The 22709-nt window shown below is 67.2% G+C and carries 16 protein-coding genes; 4 read left to right on the forward strand and 12 right to left on the reverse strand.

Annotation, left to right across the window (positions count from 1 at the left end; translation table 11 throughout):
• Positions 1-8 precede the first annotated feature (8 nt).
• Together HMPREF9710_RS24765 and HMPREF9710_RS24770 are read left to right on the forward strand one after the other, a co-directional pair.
• On the forward strand, positions 9-1304 hold the full coding sequence (locus tag HMPREF9710_RS24765; RefSeq protein ID WP_005671034.1) for a helix-turn-helix domain-containing protein: 1296 nt from the start codon (positions 9-11) through the stop codon (positions 1302-1304).
• On the forward strand, positions 1301-2869 hold the full coding sequence (locus HMPREF9710_RS24770) for a GH39 family glycosyl hydrolase (protein WP_005671036.1): 1569 nt from the start codon (positions 1301-1303) through the stop codon (positions 2867-2869). Before HMPREF9710_RS24765 ends, HMPREF9710_RS24770 begins: the two co-directional genes overlap by 4 nt.
• 4 nt (positions 2870-2873) lie before the next feature.
• Here the strand turns inward: HMPREF9710_RS24770 and HMPREF9710_RS28135 are convergent, their stop codons facing one another.
• Complete coding sequence (locus HMPREF9710_RS28135) at positions 2874-3650, reverse strand: hypothetical protein (RefSeq protein WP_005671038.1); 777 nt, start codon at positions 3648-3650, stop codon at positions 2874-2876.
• A gap of 203 nt (positions 3651-3853) precedes the next feature.
• Between HMPREF9710_RS28135 and HMPREF9710_RS24780 the strand changes: the two genes are divergently transcribed.
• Complete coding sequence (locus HMPREF9710_RS24780) at positions 3854-4054, forward strand: hypothetical protein (RefSeq protein ID WP_005671040.1); 201 nt, start codon at positions 3854-3856, stop codon at positions 4052-4054.
• A gap of 7 nt (positions 4055-4061) precedes the next feature.
• On the opposite strand, the gene HMPREF9710_RS24785 is transcribed toward HMPREF9710_RS24780, so the two are convergent.
• The 6 genes from HMPREF9710_RS24785 to HMPREF9710_RS24810 are packed head-to-tail and all read right to left on the reverse strand — an operon-like array spanning position 4062 to position 14956.
• Positions 4062-4697 carry a class I SAM-dependent rRNA methyltransferase gene (locus HMPREF9710_RS24785; RefSeq protein WP_005671042.1) on the reverse strand — a complete coding sequence of 212 codons (636 nt, stop codon included), beginning with the start codon at positions 4695-4697 and terminating at the stop codon, positions 4062-4064.
• A gap of 42 nt (positions 4698-4739) precedes the next feature.
• Positions 4740-5825 carry an SGNH/GDSL hydrolase family protein gene (locus HMPREF9710_RS24790; protein ID WP_005671044.1) on the reverse strand — a complete coding sequence of 362 codons (1086 nt, stop codon included), beginning with the start codon at positions 5823-5825 and terminating at the stop codon, positions 4740-4742.
• Between the two features lie 47 nt (positions 5826-5872).
• Positions 5873-8743, reverse strand: coding sequence for a glycoside hydrolase family 31 protein (locus tag HMPREF9710_RS24795; protein WP_005671046.1), 2871 nt, complete (start codon positions 8741-8743; stop codon positions 5873-5875).
• A 26-nt stretch (positions 8744-8769) separates the two neighbouring features.
• Positions 8770-10443, reverse strand: a complete 1674-nt coding sequence (locus HMPREF9710_RS24800; RefSeq protein WP_005671048.1) for a GH35 family beta-galactosidase — start codon at positions 10441-10443, stop codon at positions 8770-8772.
• 32 nt (positions 10444-10475) lie between these two features.
• Complete coding sequence (locus HMPREF9710_RS24805) at positions 10476-12770, reverse strand: glycoside hydrolase family 95 protein (protein WP_005671050.1); 2295 nt, start codon at positions 12768-12770, stop codon at positions 10476-10478.
• Complete coding sequence (locus HMPREF9710_RS24810; RefSeq protein WP_174348367.1) at positions 12767-14956, reverse strand: beta propeller repeat protein; 2190 nt, start codon at positions 14954-14956, stop codon at positions 12767-12769. The genes HMPREF9710_RS24805 and HMPREF9710_RS24810 overlap by 4 nt, the downstream gene beginning before the upstream one ends.
• A gap of 190 nt (positions 14957-15146) precedes the next feature.
• Between HMPREF9710_RS24810 and HMPREF9710_RS24815 the strand changes: the two genes are divergently transcribed.
• Positions 15147-16724: an aldehyde dehydrogenase (NADP(+)) gene (locus tag HMPREF9710_RS24815; RefSeq protein WP_005671054.1), complete on the forward strand. Its 1578-nt coding sequence runs from the start codon at positions 15147-15149 to the stop codon at positions 16722-16724.
• Between the two features lie 22 nt (positions 16725-16746).
• Here the strand turns inward: HMPREF9710_RS24815 and HMPREF9710_RS24820 are convergent, their stop codons facing one another.
• From HMPREF9710_RS24820 to HMPREF9710_RS24840, 5 genes are all read right to left on the reverse strand, one after another.
• On the reverse strand, positions 16747-17889 hold the full coding sequence (locus HMPREF9710_RS24820; RefSeq protein ID WP_005671056.1) for a sugar ABC transporter permease: 1143 nt from the start codon (positions 17887-17889) through the stop codon (positions 16747-16749).
• Between the two features lie 16 nt (positions 17890-17905).
• Positions 17906-19429, reverse strand: a complete 1524-nt coding sequence (xylG, locus tag HMPREF9710_RS24825; protein WP_005671058.1) for a D-xylose ABC transporter ATP-binding protein — start codon at positions 19427-19429, stop codon at positions 17906-17908.
• Positions 19430-19501: 72 nt separating this feature from the next.
• Entirely contained in the window at positions 19502-20497 is a 996-nt protein-coding gene (gene xylF, locus HMPREF9710_RS24830) for a D-xylose ABC transporter substrate-binding protein (RefSeq protein ID WP_085986732.1), read from the reverse strand.
• An 85-nt stretch (positions 20498-20582) separates the two neighbouring features.
• Positions 20583-21389 (reverse strand): D-xylose 1-dehydrogenase, encoded by an 807-nt coding sequence (gene xylB / locus HMPREF9710_RS24835; RefSeq protein ID WP_005671061.1) that lies wholly within the window; start codon positions 21387-21389, stop codon positions 20583-20585.
• A 150-nt stretch (positions 21390-21539) separates the two neighbouring features.
• Positions 21540-22643: a LacI family DNA-binding transcriptional regulator gene (locus HMPREF9710_RS24840; protein WP_005671063.1), complete on the reverse strand. Its 1104-nt coding sequence runs from the start codon at positions 22641-22643 to the stop codon at positions 21540-21542.
• Positions 22644-22709 lie beyond the last annotated feature (66 nt).

The following is a 22709-nucleotide window of genomic DNA, read 5'->3' on the forward strand; positions in this document are numbered from 1 at the left end:
AGTTCGCCATGCATGCCTTCCAACGCCGGGCGCTGCTGGCCCTCCTGGCGCTGCTCGCGGCTAGCCTGGTGCTGGGCACTGCCTGCTACCGGCGCAGCTTCCTGGACGTCGCGCTGTTGAGCGGCCCGGGCGACGGCCAGGCGGCCTGGCGCGTCCACCCGGGTGGCGACGCCTCGGCCGGCGGCGCATCGAACGTGCGGGTGCTCGACGACGGCCGGCGTCTGCGCATGGCGCTGAACGTCGCCAGCGGCACGACCTATCCCTACGCGGAAGCCAACCTGTTCTTCCTTGGACCGAACGGTGAGCCGGCGCACGCCGACCTGACGCGCTTTGCCTCGGTGTCCTTCATCGCCACCTGCGCGCCACAGAACACCTTGTCGCTGGTGGCGCCGACCTTTGAGGAGGGCCTGTCCCGGCGCGGCGACCCGGCCAGCTACCGCGCTCCATCGAGCTTCTTTTCCTGCAACGAGCAAGGCAGCCGGGTCGAACTGGACCTGACGCGCATGGAGACGCCGCAATGGTGGTTCGCCCATGCGGGACTGCCGCTGTCGCGCCAATCCTACCGCCTGGACCAGGTGCCCAAGCTGGCCATCGGCAGCACCTTCCAGACACCGCGCGACGTGGCGCTGGTGGTCGACGTGAGCAGCCTGACCCTGCATGGCCGCGACCTGCGCTGGATCATCATGCCCGGCGCGTTTCTTCTGCTCGCCTGGGCCGGCTTCGGCCTGTGGCTGTTCCGCGCCCACGCGCACGCCCTGCGCCGCGAGCTGCAGGACAAGCTGCAGAAGGACTTGCCGATCGTGGCCTACCAGCAGCTCTCGCTCGAACTCCCGCTCGAGCCGCGCCGCGACCGCGAAAAGGCGGCCATCCTGCAGGCGATGGCGAGCCGCTATGCCGAGGCCGACCTGGACCTGGACGCCGTGGTGCAGGCGGCCGGCGTCAACCGCAACAAGGTCAACGAGATCCTCAAGGCCGAACTGGGCTTCACATTCACCGGCTACCTGAACAAGCTGCGCCTGGCCGAGGCGGCGCGCCTGCTGGCCGAGAAGGGATCGGCCACGGTCTCCGAGGTCGCCTACACGGTCGGCTACAACAACGCCTCTTACTTCAACAAGCTTTTCAAGGAGGAGTATGGGTGCACGCCGAAGGCGTTCCGCGCCTCGCTGGCCGGCGCCCCGGGCATGGCGCCTGAACCTGACACGTCCGGCACGATTGCTTCAACTATCCGCATGGCGCATGCCATGGCGGGTGGCGCACCGTATGCTTGCGCTTCACCAGGCTCACCACGGGAATTCGATCCATGAGACACACGCCATTCGCCCGGGCCCTGCTGGCCGCGGCGCTCATTCTGCCAATCAGCGCGCTCGCGCAGCAGCGCAACATCGACGTCGACGTCACCCAGGTCCAGGGCAAGCTCGACCGCATGTTCAACCTGTCGGTCGGCGCCGGGCGCGCCAACGAAGGCTTGCGCGCCGACTGGCAGCAGCAGCTGGCCGAGATCCGGCGCGACGCGGGCTTTCGCTACATCCGCTTCCACGGCCTCCTGACCGACGACATGGGCGTGTACAAGATCGACGCCCAGGGCAAGGAACAGTACAACTTCCAGTACATCGATGCGTTGTTCGACTACCTGCTCTCGATCGGCATCAAGCCCTTCGTCGAGCTGGGCTTCATGCCGAATGCCATGGCCAGCGGCGCCAAGACCATCTTCTGGTGGCGCGGCAACGTCACGCCGCCACGCGACTACGGCCAGTGGGAGCGCCTGATCGAGGCCCTGACGCGGCACTGGACCGAACGCTATGGCAAGGAGGAAGTCGCGAGCTGGTACTTCGAAGTATGGAACGAACCGAACCTGGACGGCTTCTGGGCCGGCACCCAGGACGAGTACTTCCGGCTGTACGCCCACGCGGCGCGCGCCATCAAGCGTGTCGATTCCTCCTACCGGGTCGGCGGCCCGGCCACCGCCGGCGCGGCCTGGATTCCCGAAATGATGGCCTATGCCGACAAGAACAAGGTGCCGCTCGACTTCGTCAGTACCCACTCGTATGGCGTCGGTGAAGGCTACCTGGACGAATTCGGCACCAAGGGCACGGTCCTGAGCCGCGACGAGATGGCGGTGGCCAGCGACGTGCTCAAGAACCGCAGGGAGATCGCCGCCTCGAGCATGCCGAAGCTCGAGCTGCACTATACCGAATGGAGTTCGTCGTACACCCCGGCCGACCCGACCCACGACAGCTATCACCAGGCCGCCTACATCCTGAAAAAGCTCAAGCAGAGCAGCGGCGCGGTGCAATCGATGTCGTACTGGGTGTTCACCGATATCTTCGAAGAGCCCGGTCCGCGCTTCGAGGCCTTCCACGGCGGTTTCGGGCTGATGAACACGCAGGGCATCAAGAAGCCGGCCTATTTCGCCTACCAGTTCCTGAACCAGCTCGGCCACACGGAGCTCAAGAATGCGGACAAGGATTCCTGGGCGACCGTCGACGACAAAGGCAATGCCCAGGTCCTGCTATGGGACGTGACCCAGACGCTGCCCGACAAGGTCAACAACCAGCAGTTCTACATCAAGGACTTGCCGCCGAAGGCCAAGGGCCAGGTCGCCGTGACGCTGCGCGGCCTGAAGCCGGGCGCCTACGCCATGACGGTGTCGCAGGTCGGCTACAAGCAGAACGACGCCTTCACCGCCTATATCGGCATGGGCTCGCCAAAGCAGTTGACCCGGCAGCAGGTCGCCACGCTCAAGGCGCAAGCCACCGGCAAGCCGTCGCAGCAGAAGACGGTCACCGTCGGCGCCGATGGCCGCCTGGCCACCAGCCTGCCGCTACGCGAGAACGACGTCTACCTGCTGCAGTTCGCTCCAGCGAAATGATGGGTCAGCCTTTCGCCAGGATGGCGGCGATCGCCGCATCGGCGCGTTTGTAGAACGCCGGCCATTCCTGGTCATAGCTTGCCCGCGCCTTTTGCGTGAGCGCGCTGCGCGAGGTGAACATGTGCAGCACGCTGCCGTCGCGCTGGACGACGACCTCGGGCGTGACGATCTCTGACTCGATGACCTTCTCGCCCGGGTTCTTCACGATCGGCGCGAAACGGTTGGGCACTTCATAGACCTGGACCCGGCCGTCCGCCCCCTGCTTGACGTGGATGATTTTGGTCTCACCCGGTCCCATCGCGTCGCGCAGCCGCACCACGCCGGCATGCGCCTCGCGCGCGGCGCGGACATCGAAGCCTCTTTGCAGCATGTCGACCACGACGCCGAAACCGCCAAGGTATTTCCCGATGGCCGGGTCGATCGGTTGCGGCCGCTGGAGGCCTTGCCACGCCATGCCGAGCATGTCGACGACGGTCGCGCTATCGAGCCCGGCCGCGACGACGGCCGCCGGCGCCTTCGCCAGGTCGGGCGTGGGAGCGGGAGCGGGAGCGGGAGCGGAAGTGTCGGCCGGCCCGGCGGGCGCTGTCTGACCGGCCCCGCCAGGCCCGACATCGGGGATGCGCGGGAATGTTTCCGGACCGCCTGCGGTATTGCTTGATGACTGCTCCCCAGGCTTTCCGCCCGCATTGGCCGTTGACTGCGGCCACCAATCGAATGCTGCGCAACCCGACAGCCCGAGGATCGAGCCGACGAGCATTGTGCGCGCCAAGAGCAATTTCATCGCGACCTCCCTGAATCTGCGTCGATAGAGAGCGTATGATGACGCGCACCGCGGGCGGCTTTTTATATCTATAACAAGCCGCAGACCGGTTAGCCCGTCCTCGCCGTGAAGCATTGGCGTCGATATACGGCTACGTTAGAATCGTGCAACGCTGCTCGCTCCAATCCAGTGTTCACTGATCACGCAACATTACGGGAATCGATATGGCAAAGAAGGAAGAAGAACTGGACGAAGAAACCTTGGCGTTCATCCAGTGGTGCATCGAAGTGGAAGGTTTCCTGGTCGCCGGCGGCGCCACCGTCAAGCAGGCCCAGGATCACATCGAAGAACAGATCGAGTGGTTCACCGACCAGTTCTACGATTCACTGACGCCCGAAGAGGCGGCGAAGGAAGCGCTGGCCTGAACCCGGTTCAGCGCGGGTAGGTGAAGCCGGTGCGGATATCCATCGGCGCCAGGCTGTCCCGGGTGCGCACCATCAGGCGCTGCGGCGGCTCCTCGCCGGCCAGGGCGCCGGGCGCGAACGGCAATCCTTCCGCCTTGCGCACGAGCGCATCGCAACGCTCGTAGACGTTCGGGCAGCCGGTGGCGGCCAGCAGCGCCTGCACCACCGGCACCTTCCACAGGTCGACGCCCCCGGCGTTGAACTGGCAGACCAGGTAGCCGTCCGGGCCGCCATAGCCCTGCACCACCAGGCCGGGCAGGCCATCCTTTTCCCCGTCGACCAGCTGGACCAGCGCATCCGGTCCGACCGCGCGCCAGGTGTCAAGCCGCCGTTCGATGGCGGCCTGCACCCGGCGCTTGATGAGCGCATGGTCGACCGCTTCATCTTCGCGCAAGGTCCAGACGCGGGCCGCGATCTGCGACCTGGCGTTGTAGGCGGCGCGCGCCAGGAAGCGGCGCGACGACGATTGCACCAGCGCCGTCACGCCGATCTTGTTGCGCTCGTGCGGCTTGCCGTCGACTTTGTCGATCGCGGACTGGTAGATCCAGGGGTCGCCGGCAAGGATCGCTTGTTCCTTGCCCTGCTTGATGGTGATGATGAGCATGTGCGGCTTTCGTAACGAAGCCCGGCATGATACAGCACCGCCCTACCACCCCACTCTTTGGCGCATGAAAGTGGTCAGCAAGTCCGCGTTCGCCTGGTGCTGCGCCACGCGCGGGTGCTTGCCATAACCCGTGAACGGAAAGAACAGCGTGTCGATGCGCGCGTCACCGGCCGAGCGCAGGTTCCTGACGGCGGTCTCGACATACCCTGGCCAGGGCGATCCGGCCCTGGTCGCGTCCATGCTGCCGAGCGCGCACACGATATACGCCTTCGGGTACAGCGACCTGACGCGCGCGACGAAAGCCTGGTAGGCCGCGATCCGCTGCGCTTCATCGGGCTCGGGCTGCAGCTTGTGGTCGCGGCCGATCAGCCAGCTATCGTTCTGCATCAGGTTCACCACCACCACGTCGGGCGTCCAGCGCGAAAAGTCCCAGCGGCTGTCATTGTCGCCGACCGCGCTCAGCTGGTCGTAAAAGTCCGGCATCGTGAACGGGAACCAGCTGATCATGATGCCGATGCCGCCCTGCGAGGTGAAATGCGCTTCGGCGCCGAGCTGGCGGGCGGCGATCGCGGCGTAGGACCGATAGTTGTTCTTGTCCTTGCCGTGATGATCCTCGCCATCGTCAGGCGCCTCGTTGCCCATGCCGCTGGTGATCGAATCGCCGAAGAACTCGATCCTCCGGCCCGGCCTGGCCGGCGGCGCCTGCAATGCCGCCTTGTCGTCCAGCGCCAGGCCGAGGAACACGGTGGCGCCCTCCTCGCCCTCGGTGCGCTTGGTGAGCAACACCCGATGCGCGCCGGGCGCGAGCCCGTTGGCCACGAGGTAGCTCTTCTTCCCCTTGTCGAGCTGCAGGATGATCGGCCGCCCGGTATCGCCGTCGAGGAAGACGTTGTAGTAATTCTTGCCGTGCTGGTCGTCGAGGACGATGGACAGCGAGGTGCCGGTGAAGGTGGCCGCCACCGACGTGCCCGGCCAGCTCAGCACCGGCGTGCGGCGGTCGCTGAAATCGATGCGGCCCGTGTACTGCAAGTGCTGGTGGTCGGGCGCGACCGTCTCGAGCGCATGGGCGGGCGCCAGGTGGAGCAGACCGGCCAGGGCCAGGCAGGCCGCGTAAGAGAAGATGTTCATGGGTGTCGACTGAAAATGCCGGGCACGCGCACGTGCCCGGCGGGTAATCACAGCTTGATGCTCACCGGCTTGCCCTCATACACCACCGACTTGTCCGACGCATCCATATCGGCCGCGGTCGACACCCCCGGCTTGATCACGCGCACCCGGAACTCGCGCTTCTCGACCATGCCCTGGTAGCGGCCGACGCGCTCGCCGATCTGCACCACGCCGGCCTTGTCGTCGTAGCTGATCGGGATGCGGCTGGCTTCGCCGCGCTGGTAGGCGTTCGTCACGCCGTCGTCCTCGTACAGGGTCGCGAGGCCGTTGGCGCCGGCATACACGAACAGCGTCAGCGGCGCATCGGGCTTCTCGTCCACGTACTGGGTCACGGGACCGGCCGTGATCACCGAGCCGGCCTTGACGAACAGCGGCATGCGCTCGCGCGGCGCCTGGATGGTGCGGGTCGCGCCGCCCCGGTGGCGCTCGCCGGTATGGAAGTCGTACCAGTCGGCGCCGGCGGGCAGGTAGACCTGGCGCTGGCGCGCCTTGTACTCGTACACCGGCGCCACCAGGAACGAAGGGCCGAACATGTACTGGTCCTTGACGTTCTTCGCCTTGTCATCGAGCGGGAAGTCCATCGCCAGGCCGCGCATCATGGTGCCCGAGCGGTAATGGGTGTCGGATGCGATCGTGTAAATATACGGCATCAGGCGGTAGCGCAGCTTCAGCCACCAGACCATATTGTCGCGCATGGCGTCGTCGCCGGCGGCGATGTTATAGATCTCGCGCTTGACCACCTCGCCGTGCGAACGGAACAGCGGCGTGAAGGCGCCGAACTGGAACCAGCGGTGGTTCAGCTCGCGCCACTCTTCCATGTCTTCGGGATTGGCTTTGGCGCGGCTGGTGACGCGGTTTTCCTGGGCCGAGCCGACGTCGCCGCTCTGGAACCGCACTTCCTGGGCATAGCCGCCGATGTCGTGGGTCCAGTTCGGGACGCCCGACATCGACATATTGGTGCCCGACGCGATCTGGTCGTACAGATTGTTCCAGCGTCCCCCCGTGTCGCCGCTCCACACCGCCACGCTATTCCTCTGGATGCCGGCGAAGCCCGAGCGCGACAGGATGAACTGACGCTTATCGGGCTGGTCACGCTTGAGGCCATCGATCATGGCGCCCGTGCTCACCAGGCTGTAGGGATTGAAGGTGATCTCGCCGGCGCCATACACGGTCGGTCCGATCAGCTGCTTGAAGTCTTCCAGCCGGCTGTTCGACAGCACGTCGGGTTCGGTATTGTCCATCCACCAGGCGTCGAAGCCCAGGTCGACCAGCTTCGGTTTAAGCTGGCGGTAATAGATCTCGCGCGCCTCCCTGGTGTACGGATCGTAGTGGCTGTTGAGGTAACCCTTACCGACCCAATCGCGCGAACCATTCTCCACGTTCTTGGTCCACATATACCCCTTCGATGCGAACTCCTTGTAGTTGTCGGTATTGGCGTAGAACTTGCCCCACACCGACAGCATGATGCGCGCATTCTGCTTGTGGACGGCGTCGACCAGGCCCTTCGGATCAGGGAAGCGGGTCTTGTCGAAGTCGTGCGAGCCCCAGCCATCCTCGGGCCAGTAGAACCAGTCCTGGACGATGTTATCGAGCGGCCAGCCGCGCTTGCGGTATTCGCCCAGGGCGTCGAGCAGCTGTTGCTGGGTCTCGTAGCGCTGGCGCGACTGCCAGAAGCCGTAGGCCCATTTCGGCATCATCGGCGCCTGGCCGGTCAGGTGGCGGTAGCCGGCGATCGCGCCGTCCATGCTGTCGGCGCTGATCACGTGGTAGTTGATGGCCTCGGCGATCTCGGACGACATGGTCAGCGAATGGCGCTCGGGCGCCGGGAGCGGATTGTTGTGGGTGATGGCCACCATGCCGCCCGACGGCTTCCATTCCAGGTGCAGCTTGACCGGCTTGTTCTTGTCGAATTTGACCTCGAAGTTGTGGTACCACGGGTTCCAGCCCATGCGCCACACGTCCATCACTTCCTTGCCGTCCACCGTCAGCCTGGCGTAGTCCGAGGAATAGAGCTGCATCTTGTGCACGCCCGGCTTGTCGCTGCTCATGGTGCCTTCCCATACCACGCGCACGTTCTTGAGGTCCTTGGCCGGCTTGAGCTCCTTGGGCCAGTTCTCGTCCACGTCCTTCAGGTACTGGTAGTCGATGTCCTTCTCCTGGCGCGTCAGCGCCAGCTTGCCGTCGACGTAGTAGCGCGCGGTCAGGCCGGCCTGCTTGCCGTCAAGGCTGCGCAAGACCAGGTCGCGCGACATGTGGTCGTAGGGCGTGGCGTCGCCGAAGCGCGAGATCGAGTTGTTGTCCCACAGCAGGCCATAGCCCTTGTCCGACACCACGAAGGGCACGGCGGCGATCATATTGTGCTGGGCCAGCAGCACGTCTTCGCCGTTGTAGTTCATCTGGTTGTTCTGGTGCTGGCCCAGGCCGAAATAGGCGTCGCGCGTGCCATGATTGAAGCCCTGCTTGATCGCCAAAAACGGCTTGCCGCCGACATCGACCGGCTTCATCGACTCGGACGCCTGGGCCAGGAAGCGCTTGCCGGCGCCGTCGAAGAACTGGACCTGGCCGTCTTTCAGCGACACGGTGGCCGATATCTTGCCCGCCTTGAGCTGGACGTTGTCCGTCGTGGGCGTGACCGTGAACGTGCATTTGTCGGCGCACGGCGCGGCCACCGTCATGAGCGAGGGCGTGAGCGTCCTGTTCTCCTCGGCGAGCTTCACGACCTGGATGATGTTGTCGCTCATCAGGTTCAGGCGCACCACCTTGGCGCCGCTATCGGGCCGCACTTCGATGCCGGTGGCGGTCTGTTGAAACGTGCCCGCATGGGCCTGGAGCCCGGAGGCGAGGAACAGCGCCGCGGCTGCCACCTGTGTCATACGCATTTGCATATCTCCTGTCTTCATCGTTGTTATTCCTGGTACGTCACGAGCCTGACCTTCAGCACCACCGGCGCCGCCGGCAGGTTCAGGCCATAGTCGGTCTGGTCGCCGTTCCAGTTGCGCTCCATGACCCAGCGGCCATTGGCGTCGAAACGGCCTTCCTCCACCCGCCCCAAGAGCGAGGGCTTGCCCGCGTTCGCGCCATCGCCCGCGAACTTCACGCGCGCCTGCTGGCCGACGAGCACGAACTCGTTCTCGCCGACCTGGGCGATGGCCACGCCGCCGCCGGGCTTCTCGGTTCCTTCCTTGAACTCGCTCTTGTCCTTCAGGTACTGGCGCTCGCCGAACTGGAATTCGCGGAACGACACGGTCGCCTTCCAGCCCTCCAGCGCCACCGTCTGCGGCGCACGGTCGTCGCCCTCGGCCACGCCGTGGGTGCGGCCCTCGAAGGCCCAGCGCGCCCACTGGCGCTGCATCGGCGCGAACGCCCCGTACACGGTGGCGAAGGGCTCGACCATGCGGCGGTCTGTGAACTTCGAGCCCAGCGGGTAGTTGCTGTAGTCGAAGTAGTCGAGCCCGAACGGCGCCACGCCCAGCGCCCCCATGCCGACGATCTGGTACACGTAGCGCGCATAGCCCGCCGCATTGCCCATCTCCGGCACCATCAAGGCGTTGTCCGGCCGCTGGTACGATTTCAGCACCGCCGTCACCTTGTTCGACTCGGGCATATAGATGTCGGGCGCCGCCAGGTCGATGTGCGGCGCCGCCGCCTTGTAGATGTCGATCACGTCCCAGGTCGGCCCGCCGCTGGCGAAGTTCGCTTTCCACGGCGCCGCCGGCTTGCCGTCGAGCGAAGGCTCGCGCAGGGCGGCGTTGACGAACATCGGCAGGTCGTACACCGCGCGCCCCGCGCTGGCGATCGACTCGATATAGCTGGCGATGGCCCAGGAATGGAAGTACTGGTCGGCGTAGTCGCCATACACCTGGCGCCAGCTGCCCTGGGTCACGCCCGCCACCTTCGGCTTCTGGCGCGCCAGCACCGCGGCCGGCACCTGCTGGCGGAAGGCCGCCTCGGCGCGTTCGCCATGGTCGCGCGGGACGCCATAGGTGCCCACCTCGTTCTCGACCTGCACCATGATCACGGTGCGGTGGCCGCTGTCGATCTTCCTGATGTGCTCCATCATCCTGACGAAGGCGCGCCGGTCGGCCGCCAGCGTCTGCTCGCCGAACGGCGAATGGCTGTAGACCGTCTTGCCGTCCTTGTCCTTCATGCGCGGGAAGCGCCGGTTGTCGAACTTGACCCATTCCGGCAGGTAGCCCGGCCCCGTGTTCTTCCAGGTGCCGAACCAGACGATGACGAGCCTGATATCGTTTTCACGCGCCTGCGAAACGAGGGTGTCGAGGAAGCTGAAGTCGAACTCCCCTTCCTTGGGCTCCACCTGTTCCCAGGCGACCGGCATCTCGAGGGTATTGGCGTGCGCGTCCTTCAGCGCCGCCCAGACCTTGGGCAAGGCGCCCGGATAGTTGCTGGAGTTATGGGCCTGACCCGCGAGCATCAGGAACGGCGCGCCGTCCACCATCAGGGCGTGCCGGCCATCCTTTTCGACGAGGCGCGGCAGCTCGGGGGCGGCAGTCGCCGCGCCGGCGCTGGCCAACAACAGGCAGAGGCACGCAAGCCTGCGGGCGAGTGGTTTCAGGGTCATGCTGTTCGTCTCCTTCGTTGTCATTCTTGTCGTTAGCGCAACTGCGCCGGGTCCAGGCTACGGCTCTGCCCTGTCGCCAGGTCGATCTCGATGCGTTTCGCGCCGTAGCGGATCTTGACGGGACCGTCGTTCCCGGCCACCGCACGCACCGTGACGCCCTGCAAGCGGCCATCGGCCCAGCGCAGATCCACTTCATATCCGCCACGCGCGCGCAATCCCTTCACCGCGCCGCGCGCCCACGCCGACGGCAGCGCCGGCAACAGGTGCAATTCACCGCCCTGCGATTGCAGCAGCATCTCGGCGATCGCCGCGGTGGCGCCGAAATTGCCGTCGATCTGGAACGGCGGGTGGGCGTCGAGCAGGTTCGGATAGGTGCCGCCGGCGTTGTTATGTTCCGAAAAGACGCCGGCCTGTTCGGCCGCGCGCGCGCCCGGCGCCGCCAGCAGGCCGCGCAACATGCGGTGGGCGCGCTCGCCCTCGTGCAACCTGGCCCAGAACGCCATCTTCCAGGCCATCGACCAGCCGGTGCCGGCGTCGCCGCGCGCTTCCAGGGTACGGCGCGCGGCCCGGGCCAGCTCCGGCGTGCGCACCGGATCGATCTGGCGCCCCGGGAACAGCGCGAACAGGTGCGACACGTGGCGGTGGGTGTCGCGCGGCGTGTCGAGCACCGGGTCCTTCTTTTCTTCCAGCCATTCGAGCAACTGGCCCCAGCTGCCGATGCGCGGCCCGGCCAGGCGGTCGCGCATGGCGGCTAGCTGCGCGCGCAGATCCGGATCGACCCGCAGGATGCCGGCCGCCTCGACCGTGTTGTTGAACAGGTCCCATACGATCTGCTGGTCGTAGGCGACGCCATCCTCGACCGGACCGTGTTCCGGCGACCAGCCCTGCGGCGCGACCAGGCGCCCGTCCGGCAGCGCCTTCAGGTAGTCTTGCCAGAAGGCGCTGGCCTCCTTCATCACCGGATAGGCCACCTCGCGCAGGAAGCGCTCGTCGCGGTTGAAGGCGTAGTGTTCCCAGAAGTGCTGGGCATACCAGGCGTTGCCGGTCTTGTTCCACAGGTAGTCCATGGCGCCGAAGGGATTCGATTCGGTGCGCAGGGTCCAGCCCCGCACCGGCTGGCCATCGGCGCGGCGGAATTCCTCCGTGGTGGCGCGCCGCCATACCGGGGCCATGCCGTTCACGAAATCGAAGAACGGCAAGGCCGATTCTCCCAGGTTCGTCACCTCGGCCGGCCAGTAATTCATCTGGACGTTGATGTTGGTGTGGTAATCCGCATTCCACGGCGGCGTGAGGCTGTTGTTCCACAGGCCCTGCAGATTGGCCGGCAGCGAGCCGCGCGAACTGGAGGCCAGCAGGTAGCGGCCGTACTGGAAGTACTGGGCCTCGAGTTCCGGATCGCCGCCCGCTTTCGTGTAGGCCAGCAGGCGCGCATCGGTCGGCAGTGCGCGGCGAGCGGCCGGCGTCTCGCCCAGGTCGATAGCCACCCGCTGCATCAGGCGTCGGAAATCCTCGACGTGTTCCTCGAGGAGCGCTGCGGGAGCACGCGCCGCGGCCTGGTCCACCTGTGCGGTCACGCGCGCCAGCGGATGCCCGCCCTCGAAGCGGCGCGCGGCGTCGAGCACGTAGCTGGTGCCGGCGCCCAGGATCAGCGTCAGGCCGTCGGCGCCCGCGAAGGCGATGCGCTGGCCATCGGCCGTCAACTTGCCGCCATCGCTGATCACCTGCGCCTGGCTGGCGTAGGACATCACGTTGCCGCTCGGCGCCTGGTCGGGCAGCGCGAAGCCGGCCAGCGTACCGGTCGCATGCAGCCGGCCATTGGCCACCGCGAGATGGGCGCCGTGACGGTCCGTCAGGGACACGGCGCCGCTGTAGCGGCCGGGCCGGTCGGCAGTCAGGCGCAGCACGATCACCTGGGCCGGGAAGCTCGCCCAGGCTTCGCGCCGGTAGCGCACGCCGCCATGCGTATACGTCACCGTGTGCACGCCACGCCCGAGGTCGAGCGTGCGGCGATAGTCGGTCACCCCGCTTTCGTGGCCGGGCAGCTCGACCAGCAGGTCGCCGAAGGGCTGGAAGGCGCCCATGGTCTTGTCGTCGCCGGTCCACAAGGTGATGTCGTTGAACTGCAGGTGTTCGCGGCCCGGCTGGCCGAACACCATGGCGCCGATGCGGCCATTGCCGATGGGGAGCGCCTCTTTTTCCCAGCCCTGGTCGTCGTCCCGGGCCGGCCGATCGTAGCGCAGCATCATCTCAGGCGCGGCGGCGCTGATTGCCGCCAGCGAGAAGGCGCAGGCGCCCAGCAGGATGCGCAGGCTGGAGAACATCTTCATATCGGTCCCGGCCTTCCATAGACAATGCCGCGGCCGGCGGTGCTCATGTAGACCACGCCAAAGCGGTTCATGTCGCCGACGATGAAGTGGCCGTCGCCGGGGCCGCCGTACTGGTGGGCGTCGTCGTTGATGCGCTGCCAGCTGCGCCCCAGGTCGAGCGAACGGTGGACGCCGCGCACGCCCTTGACGCTGCCCCAGATGTAGACGGTCGGCTCGCGCTTGCCCGGTGCGGCCTTGCCGAAACCGACCGCGCCGCAGTAGCCGACGCCGGCCAGCGGCGCGAAGCTGGCGCCGCCATCGCGCGAGCGCACCAGGCCGCCGTCCTTGAGCGCCACCCACAGGTCGCCGTCGCGGCCCGGCAACGCACGAATCAGTCTGGAGCCGCCCGGCGGCAGGCTGGCGCGCGGCGCGAAGCTGGCGCCGCCATCTACGCTTGCCATCAGCGCCTTGTCGTCGTAGGCGTAGAACGCTTTCGGGTTGACCGGATCGGCGACCGCGCGCAAATCGCGTCCCGCCAGGCCCGCCACCGGCGTCCAGCTGGCGCCATCGTCAGCCGAGCGGTACAGGGTCGCCGATCCCTGCGGCGCATGCACGAGGGTCGCCCCGTCGCTCGACATCGCGACCCGCCCGCGCTTGCCCTGCAGCGTCGGCGTCCGGGTCCAGGTGTCGCCGCCGTCGCGCGTGATGAGCATGGCGTCGCCCACCCGCACCATGCTGCCGGGACGGCGGGCGGCGCCATCGAGCCCGGTGGTGGTGCCGATCTCGGGCTGGTGGATACGGCCCGGGCGCGCCGGGTCGTCGTGCACGAAGCCGTCGTAGTCGCCGATGGCCGAGACCAGCGGCGCGCCCGGCAGGCTGACCAGGCCGAGCGGCACCGTCTCTTCCAGGCCCTTCACCGTGAAAGTCCAGGTGGCCGGCGTGGCGTCGATGTCGGGCGTGCGGAACACGCCGTTGCCGGACGTGACCCATACCGCGCGCGGATCGAGCGGATCGAATTCGACCGAGCCGGCCCAGTGGATCGCGTGACCCTCGAGCCAGGGCACGCCGGCCGCGTCGCGCCGGAAGCCGCGCGCGATGACGTCGACCCAGTTGGCGCCGCCATCGTTCGACAGATAGACGCGGTCGCCGCGCGCATCGCCCTGGGCGATGAAGGTATTGATGGTGGAGACCACCAGCCGCCTGGGGTTGCGCGGGTCGACGCTGATCCCGGCGAACGGCCGGTTCGATCCCACCGGCGTCACGTTGCGCCATGCCCCGCTCGCGATCTCGTATTGCCACACCTGGCCGCGGTCGATCGGCTCGCTGCCGCTCTTGTCCGGGTGCGGACCGGCGCCGTTGGCATAGGTGATGTACAGCTTGCCGGCGCCGTCGAAGGCCGCGCGCTGCGGCATCAGGCCGGACGGGCTTCCCGCCACCGGCACGAAGGTCGCGCCGGCATCGTCGCTGCGGTACAGGTTCGGGCCGACGCTGCCGAAGCGCGACACGCCGACGAACAGCCGCTGCGCGCGCCCCTGCCTGACGCTGGCGGGGTCCGGCAACACGATGTTCAGGCCGACGTCGTTGGGCGTGGTGGTCACCGCCAGCGCCGGATTGCGCTGCCAGCTGCGTCCACCGTCGGCGCTTTCGAACAGGCCGTCGCGGCGCGAGCCCAGGTAGAGGCGCTTGCTCGGCCCCGGATCGACGGCCAGCCGTTCGCCGCCCTGGCGTCCGAAGCCGTTGCCATGGGTCTTGAACTGGGCGCTGACGTCGACGACGTCGAAGCTCTTGCCGTAATCGGTCGAGCGCAGGATGGCGGTGCGGCCGCCGTTCAGGTAGGCGATCCCGGCCAGCAGCCACACATTGGCGGCGTTGTCGGGGTCGATCGCCAGCGCGTCGATGCCCAGCAAGCCCGTCTGGTCCTCGCCCACCCAATCGAGCAGCGGCGTCCAGCGGCCCTCCGTGGCGCGCCACAGGTAGGCGCCGCCGACGTCGGTGCGGGCGTAGGCGATGCCCGGTTCGCTGCGGCTCGGCACGATCGCGGTCACGAAGCCGCCGCCGCCGATGGCGACGCTGTCCCAGACATAGCCCGCGCCGTTCGGGACGACGGGGGCGGCCAAGGCTGCGGCGGCGACGCACACGGCCGCAACCACACCCAGGACCCTGCGCCAACCCATGCCGGGTCGGCGGGCGATCGTGGTACGCATCATGTCTCCTGCCTGTATTTATTATTGGCTTGCTGGCAACCATGCTAATCAATAAAGGGGCGCTTGCAACAAAAATGTTCGCGCTAACAGAAAACGTTATCATTTGGGCTGATTGTTTTATCGCCGATCCCGCAGCAGCGTCTGATTGCGTATGACATCAACGACCCAACCACTTCCAACCAGGAGACCCACAATGAATATCAGCGGCGAAATGATCATCGGCCACCAGATCCTGCGCGGCGGCGCCGGCGCCGTGCGCGCCTACGACCCCGCAAAGAAGCAAGACCTGGAGCCCGAGTTCGGCCTGGCGACGCCGGCCGACCTGGCGCGTGCCTGTGAACTGGCCGATGCCGCCGTCGAGCCGTATCGCGCCCTGCCCCTGGAGCAGCGCGCACGCTTCCTGGAGACGATCGCCCAGCGCATCCTCGACCTGGGCCCGACGCTGATCGAGCGCGCGTCGCAGGAAAGCGGCTTGCCGGCGGCCCGCCTGGAGGGCGAACGTGGCCGCACCGTGAACCAGCTGCGCCTGTTCGCCAAGGTGGTCCGCGACGGCCACTTCCTGGAAGCGACGCTGGATTCGGCCCTGCCCGAGCGCACGCCGCCGCGCCCAGACCTGCGCATGCGCAAGATTCCGCTCGGCGCGGTCGCCGTCTTCGGCGCCAGTAACTTCCCGCTCGCGTTCTCGGTGGCCGGTGGCGACACCGCATCAAGCCTGGCCGCCGGTTGCCCGGTCGTGGTCAAGGCCCACAACGCCCACCTCGGCACGTCGGAACTGGTGGGCAAGGCGGTGCTGCAGGCGGCGCTCGAATGCGGCATGCCGGAAGGCGTGTTCTCGCTGCTGATCGGCGAAGGCAATCAGATCGGCGGCGACCTCGTGAGCCATCCGGCGATCCGCGCCGTCGGCTTCACCGGCTCGCGCGCGGGCGGCCTGGCACTAAGCCAGATCGCCGCGAAGCGCAAGGAACCGATTCCCGTGTACGCCGAAATGAGCAGCATCAACCCGGTCTACCTGCTGCCGGGCGCGCTGGAGGCCGGCGGCGCAAAGCTGGCCGGCGCCTTCGTCGATTCGCTGACCCTGGGCGTCGGCCAGTTCTGCACCAACCCGGGCCTGGTGATCGGCCTGGCCGGCCCGCAGTTCGACGCCTTCCGCGACGCCGCCGCCGCCGCGCTCCAGCTCAAGCCCGCCGGCACCATGCTCACGGCCGGCATCCATCAAGCCTATGACAACGCCATCGGCAAACGCGCGGGCGTGGGCGGCGTGCAGCTGGTGGCGAACGGCAGCCAGGAAGGCCCGGGCTGCGCCGCGCGCGCCGCCCTGTATCAGTGCGACGCCGCGACCTTCCTCGCCAACCCGGCGCTGGAAGAAGAGATCTTCGGACCGGTTTCCTTGATGATCGCCTGCCGCAATGAGGACGAGATCCTGGCCGTGACGCGCCACCTGGAAGGCCAGCTGACCGCCACCGTGCACGCCGTCGACAGCGACCATGCGCTGGCCGGCGCCCTGCTGCCGCTGCTGGAGCGCAAGGTGGGCCGCATCCTGTTCAACGGCTTCCCGACCGGCGTCGAGGTGTCGTACGCGATGGTCCACGGCGGGCCGTTCCCGGCGACCTCGGATGCGCGCAGCACCTCGGTCGGCGCGACCGCGATCGAGCGCTTCCTGCGGCCGGTGTGCTACCAGGACGTGCCGGCCGGCCTGCTGCCGGACGCGCTCAAGGACGGCAATCCGCTCGGCCTGGTGCGCCTGGTGGATGGTGAAGTGAAGCTCGCGTAATCACCAACGACGTGGCCGCGTGTCAGCGGGTATTGCTGCGCGTGGCCACGTCCAGCCACACGGCCAGGGTCAGGATCAGGCCCTTGACGATCATCTGCCAGTAGGCGTCGACGTCGAGCATCGACATGCCGTTGTCCAGGCTGGCCATCACCAGCGCGCCGACCAGCGCGCCATGCACGGTGCCGGCGCCGCCGCGCATCGAGGTGCCGCCGATGAAGCAGGCCGCGATCACGTCCAGCTCCGCCGACACGCCGGCCGACGGCGAGCCAGCCGCCAGGCGCGCGGTGTTGATCAAGCCCGCCAGCGCGCACATCAGCCCCATCAGGCCAAAGATCCACAGCTTGACCTTGCGCACGTCGATGCCGGACAGGCGGGTCGCCTCCATATTGCTGCCCACCGCATAGATGCGGCGGCCGAACACGGTCTGGCGCGCGATGTAGCTGAACACGCCCAGCAGGGTCAGGAGGATCAGCACCGGCAGCGGAATGCCTTCATAGCTGTTGAAGGTCGAGATCAGGCCCACCAGCACCACGCCGACGAGAAGCACACGAAACACCGAACGCCACAGCGCGATCACCGGCAAGCCGTGGCGCGCCTGGTTGACCCGCTGGCGCCAGGCCAGCACGCCGGCCAGCACGAAGAGGAGCACGCCCAGCCCGATGCCCCACGCCGGCGGCAGATAGGCCTGCCCGATCTGCTCGAAGCCGGGCGAGACCGGCGCCACGGTGGCGCCGTCGGTCAGGCCCAGCACCACGCCGCGGTAGGCCAGCATGCCCCCGAGGCCGACGATGAAGGACGGTATGCCGGCATAGGCGGTGAGATAGCCGTTGAGGAAGCCGCACAAGAGGCCCGCGCCCAGCACCACCAGGATCGACAGCGGCAGCGGCATGCCGTGGGTGACATCGAGCACCGCCGCCATCCCGCCCAGCAGGCCCAGGAGCGAACCGATCGACAGGTCGATCTCGCCGGCGATGATGACGAACACCATGCCGCAGGCCAGGATGCCGGTGATCGACATCTGGCGCATCAGGTTCGAGACGTTGCGCGCCGAAGTGAAACCGCCCTCGGTCATCCAGTGGAAGAAGGTCCAGATCAGGGCGACCGCCACCAGCAGCGCCAGGATTTTATATTGGGTGAACAGCCGCTTGAGTGTCGTTGTATCCATGGGTGTTATTTGCTTGTCAGGCCTGGCCCAGGGCGGCGGCCAGCACCGTCTCCTGGCTCAGGCCATCGTTGAGAAAATCGCCGCGCAGCCGGCCCTCCTGCAGCACCAGCACGCGGTCGGACACGCCCAGCACCTCGGCCAGCTCGGACGAGACCATGACGATGGCGATGCCCTGGGCCGCCAGCTCCAGCATCAGGCGGTAGATCTCGAACTTGGCGCCGACGTCGACGCCGCGCGTCGGCTCGTCGAGGATCAGCACCTTCGGGCCGGTGAGCAGCATCCGGGCCAGCACCGCCTTCTGCTGGTTGCCGCCCGAAAGCGCCGTGATCGGCAGCGCGGGGCTGGCGGTCTTGAGCGCCAGGCGCGCGATCTGTTCGCCAATCGCGCTGGCTTCCTCGCCGTCGTCGATGCGGGTCAGGTGCGCATAGCGCTGCAGCACCGACAGCGTGATGTTCTCGCCCACCGACAGGTCGCGCACGATGCCGTGGTGCTTGCGGTCCTCGGGCACCAGCGCGAAGCCGGCGCGGATCGCCTTCAAGGGGTCGGCGGTGTCGACCCGCTGGCCATCGAGCCAGACCTCGCCCTCGTGGCGGCCCGGATAGGCACCGAAGATCGCCGTCACCAGCTCGGTGCGGCCGGCGCCGACGATGCCGGCGATGCCGAGGATCTCGCCGCGCCGCACCTGGAACGAGACGTCGTCCACCTTCTTGCGGCGCGGGTTCTCGGGGTCGTAGCAGGTGATGTGGCGCGCCTCCATCACCACCTCGCCGATGGCATGTGGCAGCGACGGATACATCTGGTTCATCTCGCGCCCGCACATCTGGGCGATGATCCGGTCCACGCTCATGTCGGGCATCGGTGTGGTGGCGATGTGCTTGCCGTCGCGGATGACGACGATGGTGTCGCAGATGGCCGCCACTTCCTCGAGCTTGTGCGAGATGTAGACGCAGGCCACGCCGCGCGCCTTCAGGTCGCGCACGGTCTCGAGCAGCACGTCGATCTCGGAGGCGCTGAGCGAGGCAGACGGCTCGTCGAGGATCAGCAGGCGCGCATTCTTGTTCAGCGCCTTGCCGATCTCGATCAGTTGCTGGTGGCCGCCGCCGTAGTGCTTCACCGGCAGCACCACGTTCACGTCCGGCAGGCGCAGGCCGCGCAGGATCTCCTCGGCGCGCCGGTTCATGGCCGGATAGTCGAGCCGGCCGCCGGGCAAGGTGATCTCGTTCCCCAAAAAGATATTCTCGGCCACCGACAGCTCGGGCACCAGCATCAGTTCCTGGTGGATGATGATGATCCCGGCCGCTTCGGTCTCGCGCACCGAGCGCGCGCGCAGGGGCTGGCCGTCCCACAGGATCTCGCCATCCCAGCTGCCGTGCGGGTAGACCGCCGACAGCACCTTCATCAGGGTCGACTTGCCGGCCCCGTTCTCGCCGCACAGGCCCACGCACTCGCCCGGCCGGATCGCCAGGTCGATGCCGTCCAGCGCCGGCACCCCGTCGAATCGCTTGGCGATTCCCTTCATTTCAAGCAGATAGCCCGGCATCGCACCACTTCCCAAGGCGTGAAAAAATCCCCGGACCGCAAACGCGGGCCCGGGGAAAGGAGAGATTCGGATTTATTTGCCGGCCAGCTGGCCCTGGGTGTAGAACCCGTCCTTCACCAGCAGGTCGACGTTCGACCTGGTCAGCAGGATCGGTTTGAGCAGCACGGTGCTGACCTGCTTGTAGCCGTTGTTAAGCTGGGCGTTATAGGCCGGCTTCTCATTGCGCACCAGCTGCACGGCGAGGGTGGCGGCGCTGGTGGCGATGGTCTTGAGCGGCTTGTAGACCGTCATCGCCTGGGTGCCGGCGATCACGCGCCGCACCGCGGCCAGGTCGGCGTCCTGGCCCGACACCGGCACCTTGCCGGCCAGCTTCTGCGCGGCCAGCGCCTGGATCGCGCCGCCGGCGGTGGCGTCGTTGGACGCGACCACGGCGTCGATCTTGTTGCCGTTGGCGGTGAGCGCATTCTCGACGATCGACATCGCCTCGGATGCGCTCCAGTCCTTGACCCATTGGCGGCCGACGACCTTGATGTCGCCCTTGTCGATCAGCGGCTGCAGCACCTTCATCTGGCCTTCGCGCAGGATCTTGGCGTTGTTGTCGGTCGGCGCCCCGCCCAGCAGGTAGTAGTTGCCCTTCGGTTTCAGGCCGACGATCGACTGCGCCTGCAGCTCGCCCACCGCCTTGTTGTCGAACGAGATGTAGGCATCGACGTCGGCATTCAGGATCAGGCGGTCGTACGACAGCACCTTGATCTTCGCCTTCTTCGCTTCGCGGATCGCATTGTTCAACACCGTGGCGTTGTAGGGCACGATCACCAGCACGTCGACGCCGCGCGAGATCAGGTTCTCGATCTGGGCGATCTGGCGCTGCTCGCTGGCGTCGGCCGACTGCACATAGACCTTGGCGCCGAGCTTTTCGGCCGCGCCGATGAAGTAATCGCGGTCGCGCGTCCAGCGCTCCAGCCGCAGGTCGTCGATCGAGAAGCCGATCTTGGGGTTCCTGGCGTCGGCCATGCTCGGCGCCGATGCGAACAGCAGCGCGCTGCCGAGTGCGATGGCGATGCCCATCTTCGTGAAGCCTTGTTTCATCGTTGTCTCCTTTATTGTCGGCGCGCTCGCTTGCGCGGCGCGCCGTATTGACATTCCATTCGCGTCAGGCGCCGTACCAGCCGGCGTCGACGAAGTATTCGCGGCCGCTGCAGCGGCGCGCATTGTTCGACGCCAGGAACAGCGACAGCGCCGCCACGTCCTGCATCTCGACCCGCGCCGGCAGGCACTGGCCGGCCAGGATGCGGTCTTCTTCGGCCGGCGTATGCCACAACGCTTGCTGGCGCGGGGTGCGCACGGCGCCGGGCACCACGGTGTTGACACGGATATGGTCAGGCCCCAGGTCGCGCGCCAGCGCGCGACTGAGGCCCTCGATCGCGGCCTTGGCCGTCATGTACAGCGCCAGCTCGGTGTGCGGCAGGTGCCAGGAAATCGAACCGACATTGAGGATCACGCCGCCCTGCTGGCGCCGCATCGAACCGGCTGCCGCCTGGGCGCAGAAGAACTGGTGACGCAGGTTGACCGCCATCCGGTCTTCCCAGTACGCCGGCGTCACGTTTTCGATGCGGTGGCGGTCGTCGTTGGCGGCGTTATTGAGGAGGATGTCGATGCCGCCGGCCTCCTGCTCGATGGCGACGAAGCTCGCGGCGAGCGCATCGAGGTCGGTCAGGTCGCAATGGAAGAAACGTGGCGCATGCGGCGCGGCGTGAAGCGCTGCGGCCAGCGCCTGGCCCGGGGCATCCGCGATGTCGAGGAACCAGACCCGCGCTCCCTGGCCGACGAAGGCCCGGACCAGTTCGCTGCCGATCCCCGAGCCGCCCCCGGTGATGACGACCCGCTTGTCGCGCAGGTCCGGATAGGTCGCGTAGACCTGCGTCGGGGCGCCCGGCGTAGGGTCGGCATGTGCCGTCATGGTCGTCTCCAGATTATTCTGAGTATGATGGATGCGAAACACAGCCCCTTAACAGGAGTGTTAGCGCAATCATCCCAGTCTAATGGGCGCCTTCGACGGTTGTCAACGAATTATTGAAATGGATTTCACAGCGGCTGGATTTGCCGGATGTCAGCGCGCTTTCGCCACCGACGGCAGGCGTGCCGGCGGACGGATACGGGGGGCGGCGTCGGACTGGCGGCGCACCAGCTCGAAGTCCATGTGGCTCTGCTCCGGCTCGGCCGGTTCGTCTTCGCGCAGCGCGCGCACCCGGCGCACCAGGGCCTGCACCGCCTCGCGCGCCATGCCGGCGATCGGCTGGCGCACGGTGGTCAGTTCCGGCCAGATCGTGGTGGCCAGAGCGGTATCGTCGAAACCGGTGACGGTCAGGTCGCCCGGCACGTCCAGGCCCAGGCGGTGCGCGACCGCCACCGTGGCCGCCGCCATGTCGTCGTTGCTGGCAAAGATCGCCGTCGGCCGTTCCGGCAACCCCAGCAACTGCTCGGCCGCGTCCAGGCCCGAGCGGTAGGTGAACATGCCCTGCACCACCAGCTCGTCGGAGGCGTCGGCGCCCTTCTCGGCGATCGCCGCGCGGTAGCCGTCCAGGCGGCGCGCGCTGGCGGTCTGGTTCGGATGGCCGACGATGAAGCCGATGCGCTGGTGGCCCAGCGCGATCAGGTGCCGCGCCATGTAGCGCGCCGCCTCGTAGTCGTCGATGCTGACCGCGCCGACGCCGGGGGCCGGCGAGCCGCAGGCCACGACCACCGCCGGAATCCCTGCCTTGGCCACGCACTCGAGCACGGCGACGCTGTCGCACAGCGGCGGCGGCAGGATCACGCCATCCAGGCCGTTGTTGATCAGGCGCTGGGTATGCTCGATCTCGTGGTTGCCGGCCTCGCACTTCTCGACGAACAGCTGGACGTTGTTGAGGCCGGACTGGTTGAGCAGGCCGACCAGGAATTCGCTCAGGTAAGCGGCGCTCGGATTGCTGTACAGGAAGCCGACGCGGATCGGCTTGGAGCCGGCCAGGTTGCGCGCTTCCTGGTTCGGGGTGTAGTTGAGCGCCGCGACCGCCTCGGCCACCTTGCGCCGCGTGCTTTCGCGCACCAGGCTCTTGCCGTTCATGACCCGCGACACGGTCATCGCGGACACGCCGGCGAGCCTGGCCACGTCCACCATGGTGGGCTTGCCCTGCTCCATCGATTCGCGGACGGCCTCGATGCTCGTTTTACTCATGTCGGTGAATTTCTTTAGAAGTTAGTAATGTTGGCCGATGTTAGCATAGTTACGGATTTGCCATCG

Source organism: Massilia timonae CCUG 45783 (assembly GCF_000315425.1).
GTDB classification, from domain to species: Bacteria; Pseudomonadota; Gammaproteobacteria; order Burkholderiales; family Burkholderiaceae_D; genus Telluria; species Telluria timonae.